General features: G+C 52.6%; 12 protein-coding genes and 1 tRNA gene. 6 read left to right on the top strand and 7 right to left on the bottom strand.

Annotation, left to right across the window (positions count from 1 at the left end):
- The first annotated feature begins 3 nt into the window (after positions 1-3).
- Complete coding sequence (locus BMY16_RS11730) at positions 4-1,200, top strand: L-arabinose isomerase family protein (protein ID WP_091842671.1); 1,197 nt, start codon at positions 4-6, stop codon at positions 1,198-1,200.
- Here BMY16_RS11730 and BMY16_RS11725 read toward each other — a convergent pair.
- Both BMY16_RS11725 and rsmI read right to left on the bottom strand, forming a co-directional pair.
- Positions 1,184-2,032 (bottom strand): Cbp1 family collagen-binding glycoprotein adhesin, encoded by an 849-nt coding sequence (locus BMY16_RS11725; RefSeq protein WP_091842670.1) that lies wholly within the window; start codon positions 2,030-2,032, stop codon positions 1,184-1,186. The genes BMY16_RS11730 and BMY16_RS11725 overlap by 17 nt on opposite strands.
- Positions 2,033-2,066: 34 nt before the next feature.
- The gene (rsmI, locus tag BMY16_RS11720) at positions 2,067-2,741 is read right to left on the bottom strand and encodes a 16S rRNA (cytidine(1402)-2'-O)-methyltransferase (protein WP_091842668.1); all 675 of its coding nucleotides are present in this window, start codon (positions 2,739-2,741) and stop codon (positions 2,067-2,069) included.
- A gap of 138 nt (positions 2,742-2,879) precedes the next feature.
- Between rsmI and BMY16_RS11715 the strand changes: the two genes are divergently transcribed.
- The 3 genes from BMY16_RS11715 to BMY16_RS11705 all read left to right on the top strand — a co-directional run bounded on the left by BMY16_RS11715 (position 2,880) and on the right by BMY16_RS11705 (position 4,692).
- Entirely contained in the window at positions 2,880-3,482 is a 603-nt protein-coding gene (locus BMY16_RS11715) for a thymidine kinase (protein WP_091842666.1), read from the top strand.
- On the top strand, positions 3,457-4,554 hold the full coding sequence (locus BMY16_RS11710; RefSeq protein WP_091842665.1) for an AI-2E family transporter: 1,098 nt from the start codon (positions 3,457-3,459) through the stop codon (positions 4,552-4,554). Before BMY16_RS11715 ends, BMY16_RS11710 begins: the two co-directional genes overlap by 26 nt.
- 65 nt (positions 4,555-4,619) lie before the next feature.
- Positions 4,620-4,692: transfer RNA gene (locus tag BMY16_RS11705), tRNA-Lys, on the top strand.
- A gap of 154 nt (positions 4,693-4,846) precedes the next feature.
- Here BMY16_RS11705 and BMY16_RS11700 read toward each other — a convergent pair.
- The 5 genes from BMY16_RS11700 to BMY16_RS11680 all read right to left on the bottom strand — a co-directional run bounded on the left by BMY16_RS11700 (position 4,847) and on the right by BMY16_RS11680 (position 13,914).
- Entirely contained in the window at positions 4,847-5,656 is an 810-nt protein-coding gene (locus tag BMY16_RS11700) for a hypothetical protein (protein WP_091842663.1), read from the bottom strand.
- Positions 5,657-5,684: 28 nt separating this feature from the next.
- On the bottom strand, positions 5,685-7,316 hold the full coding sequence (locus BMY16_RS11695) for a RagB/SusD family nutrient uptake outer membrane protein (RefSeq protein WP_091842738.1): 1,632 nt from the start codon (positions 7,314-7,316) through the stop codon (positions 5,685-5,687).
- Between the two features lie 35 nt (positions 7,317-7,351).
- A complete protein-coding gene (locus BMY16_RS11690) occupies positions 7,352-10,597 on the bottom strand; it encodes a SusC/RagA family TonB-linked outer membrane protein (RefSeq protein ID WP_091842661.1) in 3,246 nt (1,081 codons plus the stop codon).
- Between the two features lie 588 nt (positions 10,598-11,185).
- Positions 11,186-13,177 carry a sensor histidine kinase gene (locus BMY16_RS11685; RefSeq protein WP_091842660.1) on the bottom strand — a complete coding sequence of 664 codons (1,992 nt, stop codon included), beginning with the start codon at positions 13,175-13,177 and terminating at the stop codon, positions 11,186-11,188.
- A 284-nt stretch (positions 13,178-13,461) separates the two neighbouring features.
- Positions 13,462-13,914, bottom strand: coding sequence for a nucleoside deaminase (locus BMY16_RS11680; RefSeq protein ID WP_091842658.1), 453 nt, complete (start codon positions 13,912-13,914; stop codon positions 13,462-13,464).
- A 37-nt stretch (positions 13,915-13,951) separates the two neighbouring features.
- On the opposite strand from BMY16_RS11680, the gene BMY16_RS11675 reads away from it, so the two are divergent.
- Together BMY16_RS11675 and pyrH are read left to right on the top strand one after the other, a co-directional pair.
- On the top strand, positions 13,952-14,662 hold the full coding sequence (locus BMY16_RS11675) for a biotin--[acetyl-CoA-carboxylase] ligase (protein WP_091842656.1): 711 nt from the start codon (positions 13,952-13,954) through the stop codon (positions 14,660-14,662).
- Positions 14,663-14,736: 74 nt separating this feature from the next.
- Positions 14,737-15,447 carry a UMP kinase gene (gene pyrH, locus BMY16_RS11670; protein WP_091842655.1) on the top strand — a complete coding sequence of 237 codons (711 nt, stop codon included), beginning with the start codon at positions 14,737-14,739 and terminating at the stop codon, positions 15,445-15,447.
- Positions 15,448-15,452: the final 5 nt, after the last annotated feature.

The raw sequence follows: 15,452 nt of genomic DNA, 5'->3' as shown, positions 1-15,452 counted from the left end.
GATATGATAGCCATTTATACACTCACCTCAGCACTTCACGACGAGAAAGCCGTCAGTGCTGTGACTAAGACGTTTCTTGAAAGCCTTGGTGTCGACTATGTCCTGAAAGGTAGCGACTATGTTGACTATGGCAGCCACTCGCTCAGTCTGATTTATGTCCGTACTGGTGGCACAGAGGGTATCTTCAAGAAACTGCTCCCCGAACTGTTGGAGAAGTCAGGCCGTGCGCCTTTCTATCTGTTGACATCTGGCAAGAGCAATTCCTTGGCAGCTTCAATGGAAATTCTCTCTTATCTTCGCCAGAACAACCTTAAAGGTGAAATTATACATGGCAGTGCCGATTATATCGCCAAACGCATTGTGCTTTTGGCAAAGGTCGGAGAGGCGAGAGGATTGCTGGAAGGGTGTAGGCTTGGTGTGATTGGACAACCCTCCGATTGGTTGATATCCAGTCAGTCAGACTATGCTGAGGCGAAACGACGCTTGGGCATCGAACTAGTGGACATCCCCATGCAGGCTCTTTTGGATATCCTTGCTGTTACACCAGAGACGGCTGCACAGGAAACTTCCGATGTGGAGATGATTAAAAACGCCCTTCCTGGTGCCAATAGAATATATCTGGCCTTAAAGGAACTGATAGCGAAGTATCGTTTGCAGGGCTTTACCTTGCGTTGCTTCGATCTGTTGACGGAGATAAAGAATACCGGTTGCATGGCCTTGGCAAAGTTAAATGCCGAGGGTTTCGTGGCTGGTTGCGAGGGTGATGTCCCTGCCATGCTGTCAATGATGATTGCTCGTTCTCTGACGGGCATTTCGGGCTTCCAGGCCAATCCCTCCACCATCAATCCCGAAACGGGAGAGATGGTGTTCGCTCATTGTACGATCCCCTTGAATATGGTGGAACGCTATGAACTCGATACCCATTTCGAGTCAGGTATCGGTATTGGTATCCGAGGCTATATGGCTCCGGGGGCTGTTACGATATTCAAAGTCTCTGGTGATCTCTCGCGCAGCTTCATTGCTGAGGGCGAACTAGTCAGGAATCAGGCCAAAGCAGACCTCTGCCGTACGCAGCAGGTCATTCAATTAGCCGAGAAGTCAAAGACTTCCTATTTCCTGACAGAGCCTATCGGCAACCACCACATCATCATCCCCGGACGTTTCCAGGCGATGTTGCAGGAGCTTATTTCACCTGTATGACGAGATACTTGCTCGTTGACCAGAAGAGCTGCGGGTCGGTGATGCGGAGGATATACTGCTTGTTGGCATCGCGCTCCAGCGTATAGGCGCTGGCAGGATGAGTGGTCAGGATATGAGCCGACTTGCTGTAGAGTTTGATCTCCTTGTCGATGCGGATGTCGATCTTCGTGAAGTAGCTCTTGTCGAAGTCGCCCTGCAGCACCTTACCCTTGACAAGCACATTGTGCTCCTTTAGTTCTTTGCTGGTGCCGAAGACAAACCAGGCGGTGTTCAGCTGCTTATCTTGATTTGAGATGGTCTGGGCCTTCTCAGTGTTCTCGGCAGTCAGATTGGTGACGTTGGTGTTCAGGTCGGCCACTTTCTCGTCGAGTTCGGCGATGTGGATATCTTTCTTGTCGAGTTCCTCGCGGAGCGTCTGAAGCTGCTGGTCTTTCTTCTCCATCTGCTCGGTGAGGTTGTCGATGATCTTCTTCAGCTGTCCGCCCTTCACGCTACTCTCGCGTACCTGCTGCTTCAGCTTGTTGATCAGTTCCTTGTTCTGCTTCATAACCGACTGGATGAACTGGAAATTCTCCTTGATGCGCTGGGTGGTGTTGGTACCTTCGCCCTGCTTGGCGAGCGTCACGCGGTTCTGGGCCTCGGTAATCTCACGGAACCCCTCTTCGATGTCACTCAGCGTGGTCATCATGTCGTTGATCTCATTGTCTTTCTGCGAGATGATCTGCTCCAAAGAGTCGCGCTGCTGCTGTGCAGCTTCCTCTGCTTTCTTCACACCTTCATTACAACTTCCCAGTGCAATCGCACATACGGTCAAGATAAATAGCTTTTTCATACCTTATTTATTTATAATTATACATTTCACTGTTTTACTCCTTCTTTCCTTCCAGGATGATGACAATCTCACCCTTGGGCTCTTTCTCCTTGAAATGGGCAATCACCTCGTCGAGGGTGCCGCGTACGCTCTCCTCATGGATTTTCGAGATTTCACGGCAGACGCTCACCTGACGGTCGCCACCATATGCCTCGGCAAACTGCTGGAGGGTTTTCACCACCCGATAGGGCGACTCGTAGAAGATCATCGTACGCGGTTCGTCCTTGAGCGACTCGATCTTGGTCTGGCGACCCTTCTTCTGGGGTAGGAAACCTTCGAAGGCGAAACGGTCGCAGGGCAGACCGCTCGACACCAGGGCGGGCACAAAGGCCGTGGCCCCCGGGAGGCACTGCACTTCGACACCTGCACGGACAGCTTCGCGGACAAGGAAAAAACCAGGGTCGCTGATACCAGGTGTGCCGGCATCACTGATTAGTGCCACATTCTCACCAGCCAACAGACGGCCGACGATACCTGCGGAAGTACCATGTTCATTGAATTTATGATGCGACATCAGCTGGTTACGGATGTCGAAATGCTTCAGGAGGATACCCGAAGTACGGGTGTCCTCTGCCAGCACAAGGTCTACCTCTTTCAAGATACGGACGGCACGAAAGGTCATGTCCTCCATATTGCCTACTGGGGTTGGTACAATGTACAAAATACCCATAACAGGGGGCAAAGTTACAAAATAGAAGTGAAAAGTGAAAGGTGAAAAGTAAAAAAATGACACTTTTGGCACAATTTTTAATTTTTAATCCTTATTTTTTAATATAATTAGGAACTTATTCGTAACTTTGCAACGATTATGACTGAAAACTTAACAGGAGAGGCTCACCGTCCTGGGAGAATAGAAGTGGTGTGCGGCTCGATGTTCTCGGGCAAGACGGAGGAACTGATCCGCCGACTAAGACGTGCGCAGTTCGCCCGTCAGAAAGTGGAGATCTATAAACCGGCTATCGATGTACGATATTCTGAGGAGGATGTGGTAAGCCATGACCAGAATCACATCCTCTCTACGCCTATAGATTCATCAGCCAGTATTCTGCTGCTGTCGAGCGATATCGACGTGGTGGGTATCGACGAGGCCCAATTCTTCGATATGGGTCTGGTCGATGTCTGCAATGAACTGGCCAACCGTGGGGTGCGTGTCATCGTGGCAGGCCTTGATATGGACTATAAGGGTGTGCCCTTTGGCCCGATGCCTGCCCTCTGTGCCATTGCCGACGAAGTGACAAAGGTGCATGCCATCTGTGTGCGCTGTGGCAATCTGGCCTACGTCAGCCATCGTAAAGTGGCCTCCCAGCAGCGGGTGCTCCTGGGCGAGACTACGGAATACGAACCTCTGTGTCGTGAATGTTATCAAAAAGCAATACAAGAAGAAAATGAAAGAAAAGACCATCACGCTTGACCGCCTTGTACGCTGGATAGGAGCAGGCCTGCTGATTCTGGGCATCCTGCTGTTGATTAACTATCTGAGTAGTGTGCTGCTGCCGTTTGTTATCGCCTGGTTCTTCGCCTACCTGCTTTATCCAATCGTGAAGTTCGTGGAGCGCCGCATGCACCTGCCCCGTGCGCTGAGCATCATCCTGACGCTCATCCTCGTCGTTGCCGTTGTCAGTGGCATCGTCTACCTCATCATCCCCCCGATGATTGAGCAGTTTGAAAAACTGGGTCAGTTGGCTAGCGACTATATCCGCAAGGAGGCCCATATCGACAGTATTCCTGGAGCCATCACCCAGTGGTGGGTGGATAATCAGGATGAGATAGGTGACTTCTTCCAGAGCAGTACCTTCACAGATGGTCTTAAGACCGTGATGCCCGAGCTGTTCAGCGTGTTGGGACATACCTACAGCATCGTCGTGAGCGTCGTTGCCTCGTTTATCACCTTATTATATATGTTCTTCATCCTGCTCGACTACGAGTATCTCACCGATAATTGGATTCGTATCTTCCCCAAGAAGGCGCGTCCTTTCTGGTCAGAGCTGATGCTCGACGTAGAGCGCGAGCTGAACAACTACATCCGAGGTCAGGGTCTGGTGGCCCTTATCATGGGTGTGCTATTCTGCATAGGCTTCACCATCATCGACTTCCCGATGGCTATCGGTCTGGGCATCATGATCGGCATCATGGACCTTGTGCCCTATCTCCATACGTTTGCCCTTATCCCCACAGTGCTCCTCGCCCTGCTCAAGTCGGCAGATACGGGTCAGAACTTCTGGTTTATCCTGATCATGGCCCTGTTGGTGTTCATCATCGTACAGCTCATTTGCGATATGGTGGTCACGCCGAAGGTGATGGGTAAGGCTATGGGACTCAACCCTGCCATCCTGCTGCTTTCGCTCTCCGTCTGGGGTGCTCTGCTGGGATTCATCGGCCTGATTATCGCCCTGCCTTTGACCACGCTGTTGATAGCCTACTACCAGCGATATGTGACAAAAGAGAACGAAAATGAGCCGCCAAAAGAAAATTCATCCGAATAAATTTGGCAGATTCAAAAATTATGCCTACCTTTGCACCCGCTTTCGAGAGATAGCAAAATAAGGTCGATCCGTTAGCTCAGTCGGTAGAGCACAACACTTTTAATGTTGGGGTCTTGGGTTCGAGCCCCAAACGGATCACGGAAAAGAGAGACTTTCAGGGTCTCTCTTTTTTTTGTTCTGGGCTTTCGCCCCTCTCTTTCATTCTTTCGCCCCCTCTCTCATTCTTTCTCCCCATAAGAAAAAAGAAATCCCCTCGCCCACCGCGAGGGGATTCAACTTTATCAGAGTTTGTTTAGAACTTGCTGAGGATCTTGATGAGGTTGTAGCCTTTGCCGAATGAACCGGCGGATACTGTCCACTCATAGTTGACATAGTAGGCATTCTCGTTGGCATCGTAACCGCTATCGTCTTTGACCCATGTAGCGCTCACAGCTCCGTAGCTCGGGTGCGTGATACCAGTGGCGATGGCGCCGGTGTAAGCCTTACCCTCGCTGGTGCATGGGGTGATGCTCTTGCCCTCCTCAATCTTGTAGAACATCCAGAAGCCCTCTGCGAACGGAGCGATACGGTAGAGGTCGAGTGTGGCTGAGTACTGGAGCACATCCTCCCAGCTTTCCTCATACCAGAACTGGTCGTCGTAGAGAACCTTAGCGTAGTCCTTATAGTCCTCCTTGTGGATGTAGATGTTCAGCTCTGGCACCATTTTTGGATCACCAGCCTTGTAGGGCGAGGTGTACTCCTCGGGGATGGCCAGACGAAGTTGATAGTCGGTGAAAGGCTCTGCCTCACTGCTGACCTGGATGGTTACCTCGGTCTCGGTCTGACCGGCTGCGAATTCAGCCGTTGCGGGAACGGTGAACACAGAGGCTACCTGACGCTGTACCAGGGGCACAGAAATGGCGCTGCCTGCATCGGCACGGCCCAGGGTGATGGTGAAGCTCGTGGCGGTCAGCTCGATAGCCTGGCTAGCCTCATTCGTGAAATATACGTCGTTGCTGCCAGCGGGCTTGCCGGGAGCATAGTCGTCGTCGCTGCTACAAGAGGCGATGCCCATGCTTACGAGTGCCATCGTGGCCAGCATAAAAATCTTATTGATCTTCATAACTCTTTACTTTTTTACTGTTTTACCTTTAATCAGTCACACCGTCACGAAGTGAGGGGTTCTGGTCCTGCTTGGGCTGAGAGCCGCCTTCGTTGTTGACAATAGCGGCATTGGCATTGGTCTCGCTGTCGCTGAAGCGCATGAGCAGCCAAGGATCATCGGGATCGATGTTGAAGCGGAAGGCATCGGGCTCGTTGGTGCTCTCGGCATTGTCCTTGAAGCGAACCACGGGCTTGTGCAGACGGTTGGCGTCGGCCATGAAGAAGCCTTCGCCCCAGAGCTCTACACGGCGCTGGTACCAGATCTCGTCGGCGAGGTTACGGCCGCTCTTCGAGATGTCGTAAGAAGGATCACGATAGGTCTTCACGAAGTTCTCGAGAATCTGCTTGGCCTGAGCCTCGTTGCCGCTCTTGGCAAGACCCTCGGCCTGGATCAGGATCATCTCCTCGACACGCATCAGGGGGAAGTCGTTGGCGTTGATGGTGTTACCGATACCGCGCTTCATACCGAACTTCACGTTGGTGTAAGGCTCGAACGGCTCCTTCACGTCAGCGATGTAGAGGGGAGCGATGTCGTCGCCGGTCTTACCATTCCAAGTGATGGTAGCGAGCAGGGGTGAGTGGAGGTTCTCGTCAACCCACCAGCCCTTGCGGACGTCGGTGGCGGGAATCTTATCGTAGAGCATCTTGTTGATCATAGCGTAGCAGGCAGCACCGGCCGTGTAGGCGCTGGCTGAGAAGCTCGACAGCCAAGAGGCGCTGGTGGCATAGCGGTCCTGAGCCTGGTCGTCGGTCAGGATGATACCCCAGATCCAGTTATGCTCGCTGGCATCGACGAAGGTAGGTGTGCTAACCTCCTCGATAGTGGCGGGGGTGTAGCCCTCCATAGCCTTGGCAGCATCGGCGGCGGCGTCGGCCCACTTACCCATATAGAGGTTGGCGCGGGCACGCAGACCATAGGCCACGTTGATGTCGACCTGTGCCTTGCTGTCGCGTTGGGTGCCGAGCACGGAGATGGCAGCGTTGAGGTCGTCCATGATAAGGTCGTAGCACTCCTGCACCGAAGCACGGGGGTTGTTGGCGGGATCGGGCGTCTCAGGAGTCACGATGGGCACGCAGGGGTCGCTCTGGTGGCCCTGGTAGTTGAACTGGAAGTAAGGCACGAGGTTCAGGTAGTCGAAGGCGCGGATAGCGCGGGCCTGAGCCACCTTGTTCTTACTGGCGTCGTCCTCATTGGCACCCAACGAGCTGATCAGGTCGTTGGCAATCTTAATCTGATTGTAGACGATGGCGTAGCGGATGTAGGGGTTAGCGTAGTTAGGTGTACGCGAGGTGTACTCACCGCATACAGAGAACCAGTTGTAACCGCTGTTGGGATAGATATAGTCGGCACCCTCAGCATCCTGCGAGAGGGCTGCCATCACGAAGCCGAAGTCGTCGGCACGGCTACGGCCTGTGCCGAATACGCCGTAAGGCTCACCCATCATGTTGAACATTCCGGCGAAGGTGGCGTCCACACGAGTGGGGATGGCGCTGTAGGTCGCCGTCAGCTGGTCCTGAGTGATCATGCCGCCTGCAGGCTCCTGCTTGTTCACGTCGTCGCAGGCGGTGAGTGTCAGCACACCGGCTACTGCGAGAATTGATATCTTATTGAACTTCATATTCTTAACTTTTTTAGCTTTTAACTTTATTACCATTAGAACGATACGGACAGACCGGCTGTGATGGTACGCATAGCAGAGTAAGAGTTCGTGTTCAGACCTGAACCGCTGGTGTAACCACCGATACCAAGTGAGTAGCGGGGATCGAGGCCCTTACGCTTTGACCATACGAACAGATTCTCGCCTGCAACATAGATACGCAGATTTGAGAGTGTCAGCGGGGCAATCAGCTTCTTGGGGAAGGTGTAACCCAGCGTCAGGTTGTTCAGACTCAGATAGTTAGAACTGATCTGGAAACGGTCGACAGCCGACTGTCCAACCTGTGTGTCGCCATCCATGCGGGGGATGCATGAGTTGGGGTTCTCGGGAGTCCAAGCCTTCAGGGCATCCTTGTGCCAAGCCTGACCTGCAGAAGCCTGAGTGTGCATCAGGGCCTGATAAGAACCGTCGTAGATCTTACCGCCGAGCTGGAACTGGAACTGTGCAGAGAGGTCGAAGCCGTAGATGTCGAGCGTGGTGCCGAAACCACCGTAAACCTTAGGCAGCACGCTGCCGCAGTTATACTTGTCGGCCTGTGAGAAGTTGCTGGTGGTCAGGTCGCGGCCAGTCTCCTTGCCATTCTCATCCTTCTCCTTATAGTAGTACATAGCCTCACCAGTCTCCTTGTTGACACCGGCAAACTTGTACATGTAAGCATCGTAGAGCGAGCCGCCCTCGGTGATGATAGAAGTAGAGTATTTGATACCATTCTCACGAACAGACTCATCGAGCTCGTCGACGGTGTTCTTGTAGTGAGTCAGGTTCAGGTTGGCAGTCCAGAGGATGTCGCTGGTCTTCACGATGGTACCTACTACGTTGAACTCAACACCCTTGTTGGTGATCTTACCTACGTTGGTAGGATACTCACCGGTGGGGTTACCTGCTGACAGGGGCACGGGCTTGTAGTACAGCAGATCAGAGGTCTTGCGGTTGAAGTACTCGATGGTACCGGTCAGACGACCCTTGAAGAGTGAGAAGTCAACACCTACGTTGAAAGCCTTCGACTTTTCCCAAGTCAGCTCCTCGTTACCCTTATACTTCAGTACGAGTGAGTAGCCGTTGGCATAAGAAGCCTCATACTGGTCGGCATACGGGGTGTACCAACCTGATGTAGAAGTCGAGCTCAGCGAGCCGGCAGTAGTACCGATAGCGTCGTTACCCTGCTCACCATAGCTGGCCTTCAACTTCAGCATGTCGATCCACTTCACGTCCTTCAGGAACTTCTCCTTCGACATTTCCCAAGCGAGACCAACGCTGAAGAAGTTACCCCAGCGGTGTCCGGGAGCGAAACGGCTAGAAGCGTCGCGACGATAAGAAGCGCTCACGAAGTACTTCTCGAGGTAGTCATACTGTACACGACCCAGGAAACCTTCGGTCATATACTCCTGAGTGAATGAGTTCATCTGCTTGTTATCAGTACCAGCAGCGTTGCCAAGCTCACCGATGTAGGGGTTGAACAGGTGGTCGTTGCTGCCATTGATGTACTGGTACTTCAGCTTGTACTGCTCGTAACCGGCCAGCACATCCAGATGGTGGGTGTTGTTGGCGAAGTCGGTACGGTAGTTGGCCAGATACTGGTTAGTCACGTTGAAGAAACGATACTGATACAGATCGGCGATACCGTCCTGTGCAGAAGCGCTACCAAAGGTAGAATAGAGGTCATTCTCACGGGTGTTACGTGAAGAAACGGCGAGGTTGGCACTCAGTGTCAGACCCTCGATTGGGGTGAAGATAGCTGAGAACTTGCCGTTGAAGTCGTCACTATATGACTTGGTGCGGTTCACCTCGTTATCGCGGATAGCGTTACCAACGAAGTTAGCGCGCTTGAAGCTCGTGTTGTTTGAGTCATAGACCGTGCGTCCGTCCTCTGTCTTGATGCTGCCGTCGGCATTGCGAACATACAGGGGATAGATGGGAGCGATCATGTTACAGATATAGAAGATGTTACCAGACGAACCCCATGAAGAAGAGTAAGAGGGCTGGTTGGCGTCGCGATGGGCGTAGCTCATGTTGGTGCCGATCTTCAACCACTTCTTCACCTGATAGTCCACGTTCAGACGGGCGGTATAACGCTGCATGTCAGAGTTGTTAACAACACCACCGTCCTTCAGGTAACCGGCGCTGGCATAGTAGTTCAGCTTGTCGGTCACACCGCTGAAGCTGACGTTGTACTCCTGACGGAATGAGTTGTGGAAAGCCTCGTCGTACCAGTCGTCAGGTGTATAGTAGTATTCCTCACCGGTCTTAGGATCCTTGTATGTGTAACCCAGCTTAGCGTTGGGGTTCAGCTTCAGGTTGGTACCAATTAGGTTCTCACCGTCGGGAACAGTGAAAATCTGGTAACCCAGACCACCGTTGTTCTGGTCGTAGAGATTCTTGTTGGCGAAAGCATAAGCCTCGGCAGCGGTCTTGCCGTTGTAGATCTGCGAGTTGTACAGCTGCTGGAAGTGAGCCTCGTAGTACTGACCGGGATTGTCGATCACGTCGTACTGCGGAATCAGGCGGCTGTTAGAACCCCACTTGGCGTCGAACTTGATCTCGGCGTCCTGGTTGCGGCCCTTCTTGGTGGTGATCAGCACAACACCGTTGGCACCACGGGCACCGTAGATGGCACTTGCAGAAGCATCCTTCAGCACCGTCATCGACTCAACATCGCTCGGGTTGATAGAGTTCAGCCTACCATCGTAAGGCATACCGTCGAGCACGATCAGCGGGTTGTTACCAGCCGACATAGAACCGATACCACGGATGCGGATGGTGGGTGAGCTGTTGGTTGGGTCACCACTATCGCTCATGATCTGCACACCAGGGGCGGCACCGGCCAGTGAGTTGGCAACGTTTGAAGAAACGTGAGCCTCGATAGCCTTAGCGTCTACCTGAGCGGCAGAACCTGTGAATGCTGACTTCTTCTGAGTACCGTAAGCCACAACGATCACCTCGTCGAGTGCAGCGGCGTCGCTCTTCAAGAAGACGCGCATACCGTTCTTGGCTGTCACGGTCTTGGGCTCATAACCCAGGTAAGAGATCGTCAGCGTCTTCTTTCCCTCAGGAAGAGTCAGGCTGAAACGACCATTCACGTCAGTCAACATACCGGTACTTGTTCCATCTACCTTAACGGCTGCACCGATGATCGGCTGACCGTCTTCCTGTGAGAGCACAGTACCGGAAACTTTCGTCTGAGCCAGCGCACTACCTACGAACAGGAAGAGGCTGACAAAAAACAACGTTAGTCTTTTTTCCATAAATTCTCTCTCTTTTGATTAATAATATATAAATAATGTAGAATAAATCCCACTTATCGTTAGACTAAGTCCTGCTTTCGCTAATGTTCAGGCTGCAAAAATAATGCATATAATCGTCAAAAACGAATAATTTTATATAAAAATCACATTTGGGGTGTATTTTTTAACGATTTTACCCCATTCTCTTGATTTATGTCAATCGTTCAGACCGAATACCAATCCCACTCTTGTCATCTCTACTAAGCGTTAGCGCATGGAGAGATCTTTTTTTTATCTCGAGCGCTCAGGTTAATCAAAAATATACTTTCTGGGAGATTTCATTAAAAATGGCAAAAGCCGTCACCATGGCAGTTAAGTTATTGGTTTATAGATGATTAAGTGGTGACGGATTGCTTTTTGAGCCGTCACCTAGCCGTCACCGAAGAAATCGAGTTTTTATTAGCAGTTAAGATAAGGAATACAGTTTGTTCCCACCTTGGGAAGAGTTTATTCCCACCTTGGGAACAAACTCTTCCCAAGGTGGGAACTCAAGGAAAGTCTATACGAGAGAGAGGGAAGAATCTGATGTTCTTCCCTCTCTTATTGGGTTCAGATGCCGGAGACTACGAAGCGGGCACCCTTGGTGTAAGTCTTGTCGAGGGTGACCTCGTAGCCCATTGAGTTGGCCAGACGGCGTGCCAGCGGCAGGCCGATGCCAAGGCTGTGCTCCTCGGGGCGGAGGCGTACGAAGGGGTCGAAGATACGCTCCGCATCATCGGCAGCGACGGCGGGACCTTCGTTGAAGACGGCGATGGCGTAGGTGCCGTCGCCACAGTCGTGGCAGCTCATCTTCACAGTGCCGCCGGAGGCATACTTGTCGGCATTGTCGAGCAGACAGTTCAGCAGCTCTTTCAGCAAGGGGTTCGCATGGATCTCCACATCGTCCGGAACGTCGGTCAGGAACTGCCTGCCCAGATGGCGGTTCTGGTCGATGGCCGAGGGTGCCAGTTCATAACTGTTGAGGATGGATTGTGCCAACTCGTTCAGCTTGATCGTATGCACCTTGGTGATTGGCAGATTGTCGCCATAGAGGCTGTAGAGGATGAGCTGGTGGGTGGCGGTGGACACATGGTAGGCATCGCGGCATACACAACCGCGCAGCTCCATATATTCCTCACGTGGTATCTCCCCGTGGCCTTCGATGATGACCTCCGAGGTGTTGATCAGCGTGAGCAGCGGCGAGCGCAGGGCATCCATGCAGACGCGCTTCTCCTCGTCGGTGATGCCTGCCGTGCCTCTGACGTAAGAGTCGAGCATGGGGTCGATGAGTGACTCGATGCTTTGTGCGGCAGCGATGATGTCGCTGTAGCGCTTGGGGCGCTCCTCGGGCTTCAGCTGGAAATTGGGGTCGTTGAAGACGCGTGCATAGCCCCTCAGCACGTTGATCGGTGACTTCAGCTTCTCGTAGATCGTGGTGACGAAGGCGCGGCGGATGGCTTGTCCGGCCTCCGTATCGCGTCGTGCCTCCTGCAGCTGCTGGAACTGCTCCCTCAGGCGGCGGTTCTTCTTGTTGCGGATGACGAGCATGCCTATGAGCAAGGCGATGATCGATACTGCCATCAGGCCGACGATGATCAGCTGTATGCGTCGGATCTCTGCCTTCTTCTGCTCAGACTCCAGCAGGTCGATGTCGTGCGACATATCCATCATGTGGATCTCCAGAGCCTCGCGCTCGTCGGTCAGTTCGAGACTGTCCTTCAGTTGTAAGGACTGGTAGGCGCGCTTCCAGTCGCCCATCGCCTCGTAGACGTTTATGCGCAGCTCTGTGGCCGTCAGCGGAACATTGATGGAGTCGCACCAGCTGAGGGCGCACTGATAGTCTTTCAGGATGAGGCATTGGCTGACCATCACCTGTTCGAGGTTGGTGGCATTGAACTGGTCGGGCTGATGCTGCCGGATGCTGTCGTACCTCGTGAAATAGCGCTTGAAGGCCTCGCGGTCGCCCATCTGGTTGGCGATGATGCAGCGGTAGCCCAGCACGCCACTCTCGTACATCGGTATCTGCAGCATCTGCTGTGGCAGGCTGTCGAGGCATGCCATCGCTTCGGCGGGATGCTTGAAGCTGAGCGACTGAGCCAGTGAGAGGTAGGCGTTGAAGACGGCGATGGGATCCTTATTGGCATCGATGCCCTGGAGGGCGCGGCGGAAGAACTTCTCGGCCAGTTCGTGCTGGTTGCGGCCATTATAGAAGAAGCCCAATCCCATGTTCGACACATACAGGTACTGCTCATGATGGCGCTCCTTGATGTCGTCGGTAAGCTGGAGCACCTCCAAAAAAGCCCGATGAAACCGCTTGTTATTGACCTCGTAGATAATGCGGGTCATGCGTGTGCGGTAATATTTGTCCCAGTCGTCGTACTTCTCAAGGAACTGCAGGAAGTCGTCTTGTGCCTTGTAGAACTCCTTGTCGTTGCCGCTCATCTGCGCCTCCTGAAGACGCTGCACAAGTTGCTGTTCCATATCTGGAGTCTTCTGCTGGGCGCTGAGTGTCACGCAGGTGAGCAACAAAGCGATGGAAATGATGATCTTCTTATAATTCATTTATCGAGTGATTAATTTAAACATGATATACTGTGTTGTGGTGCAAATATACGAAAAAATATCCATCGATGCAATAGGAAATTGCAGATAGGACACATTTTTGTTAATTTTGAGAGTGATTTTGTAAATTCTGAGAGTCGTTTTGTAAATTTTGAGAGTCTGATTGAAAAATCCGGGTCTTTTTTCATAGGTTCATGATGACTTAACAGAGATAATACGCTATAAAGAGAGCGAGACTTCAAATGGGGGGCCTCGCTCTTTTTTTTGTGTTCCGGCAGGTTTTGCTAGCGCTTCTGCTTGAAGAAGGTCTGCATCAGTTCACGGCACTCGTCTTCGAGGATGCCGCTTTCGACGACGGCCTTGGGGTGCAGGGCGTGAGGCGCCAAGTCGTGGTAGCCTCGCTTCTCGTCGGGAGCTCCGTAGACGATGCGGGGTATCTGTGCCCAGCCGATGGCTCCGGCACACATGGTGCAGGGCTCTACGGTGACGTAGAGGGTGCAGTCGGTGAGATACTTGCCGCCCAGCGTGTTGGCGGCAGCGGTGATGGCCTGCATCTCGGCATGGGCGGTCACATCGCAGAGGGTCTCTGTGAGGTTGTGGGCACGTGAGATGACGCGGTCTTTGCAGACGATGACGGCACCGATGGGAATCTCGCCGGCTTCGAAGGCTTGCTGGGCCTCGTCGAGCGCCATCTGCATGTAGCGCTCATCTTTTTTTTGTTGTTCTTTGTTAATCATGTTGCAAAGTTAATGTTTTTTTTCGTATCTTTGCAACATGAAATGGAAAATCGTGCATATTGATGAGACCGACTCTACAAATCGCTGGCTGAAGGATCATGGCGAAGGCACGATGGTGGTGGCGACAGACTACCAGACGGCGGGGAAGGGCTGCGGCTCGAACGCTTGGGAGAGTGAGCGCGGCAAGAACCTGACGTTCTCGATGTTGATTCATCCCGACGGGATCGCTGCCAGGGAGCAGTTCCGCATCACCGAGGTGGTGTCGGTGGCGCTCTGCAGGACGTTGCAGCCTTATATATATAATAAGGTGGAGATCAAATGGCCGAACGATATCTATGTGGGAGACCGCAAGCTCTGTGGCATCCTGATTGAGAACCGCCTGCAGGGCAACGTGATTGTTGACTGCATCATCGGCATCGGGCTAAACGTGAACCAGCGGGTGTTCCTCAGTGATGCGCCCAACCCTGTGTCGATGTACCAGCTGACGGGGCAGGAGACTGATCGCGAGGCGTTGCTCGCAGACTTCTTGCAGACCTTCGACCAAGAGTGGCAGAACAAAACAAATGGCTCGGAATACAGGGAACTGCTGTATAGGAAGGGAAAAGATGGTCTCTACGAGGACAAGACAGGTCGCTTCGTGGCGAAGCTGACGGACGTTCTGCCCGACGGAAGGCTGCTCTTGGTGGACGAAGAGGGAAAGGAACACACTTACGCGTTTAAGGAAGTGAGTTTTATCATTGAAAATTGAAAATTGAAAAGTAATCATAAAGCTAAAAGCTTAATGCTCAAAGCTTAAAGCAAAATGCATAAAATATAAAGAATATGGCAAGATTTAAAAGAATTCTACTGAAGCTCTCGGGTGAGAGTCTGATGGGTAAGCAGGGCTACGGTATCGACCCTGAGCGTCTGAGCGACTACGCTAGGCAGATTAAGGAAGTGAGTGAGATGGGCGTGCAGATTGGCATCGTGATTGGCGGTGGCAACATCTTCCGTGGACTCAGCGGTTCACAGAAGGGCTTCGACCGTGTGAAGGGCGACCAGATGGGTATGTGCGCCACGGTGATCAACTCGTTGGCACTGAGCAGTGCCCTGGGAGCTGTGGGTGTGAAGAACAAGGTGATGACGGCCATCCGCATGGAGCCCATCGGTGAGTTCTATACCAAGTGGAAGGCCATCGAGGCCATGGAGCAGGGGTATGTGTGTATCTTCTCGGCTGGTACGGGCTCGCCTTACTTCACGACGGATACGGGCTCCAGCTTGCGCGGCATCGAGATCGAGGCCGACGTGATGCTGAAGGGCACGCGTGTGGACGGTGTCTATACGGCTGACCCCGAGAAGGATCCTACGGCCACGAAGTTTGAGGATATCACCTATCAGGAGGTGCTGGCACGCGGTTTGAAGGTGATGGACCTGACGGCTATCTGCATGTGCAACGATAACCATCTGCCCATCTATGTTTTCAACATGGACATTGTGGGAAATCTGAAGAAGGTGATGGATGGCGAGCAGATAGGTACGCTCGTACACAGCTAAGCTTG

This window comes from Prevotella sp. ne3005, from assembly GCF_900110085.1.
Lineage (GTDB): Bacteria > Bacteroidota > Bacteroidia > Bacteroidales > Bacteroidaceae > Prevotella.
The sequence above is the reverse complement of the archived record's forward strand: the minus strand, read 5'-3'. Positions and strand labels throughout refer to the sequence as shown.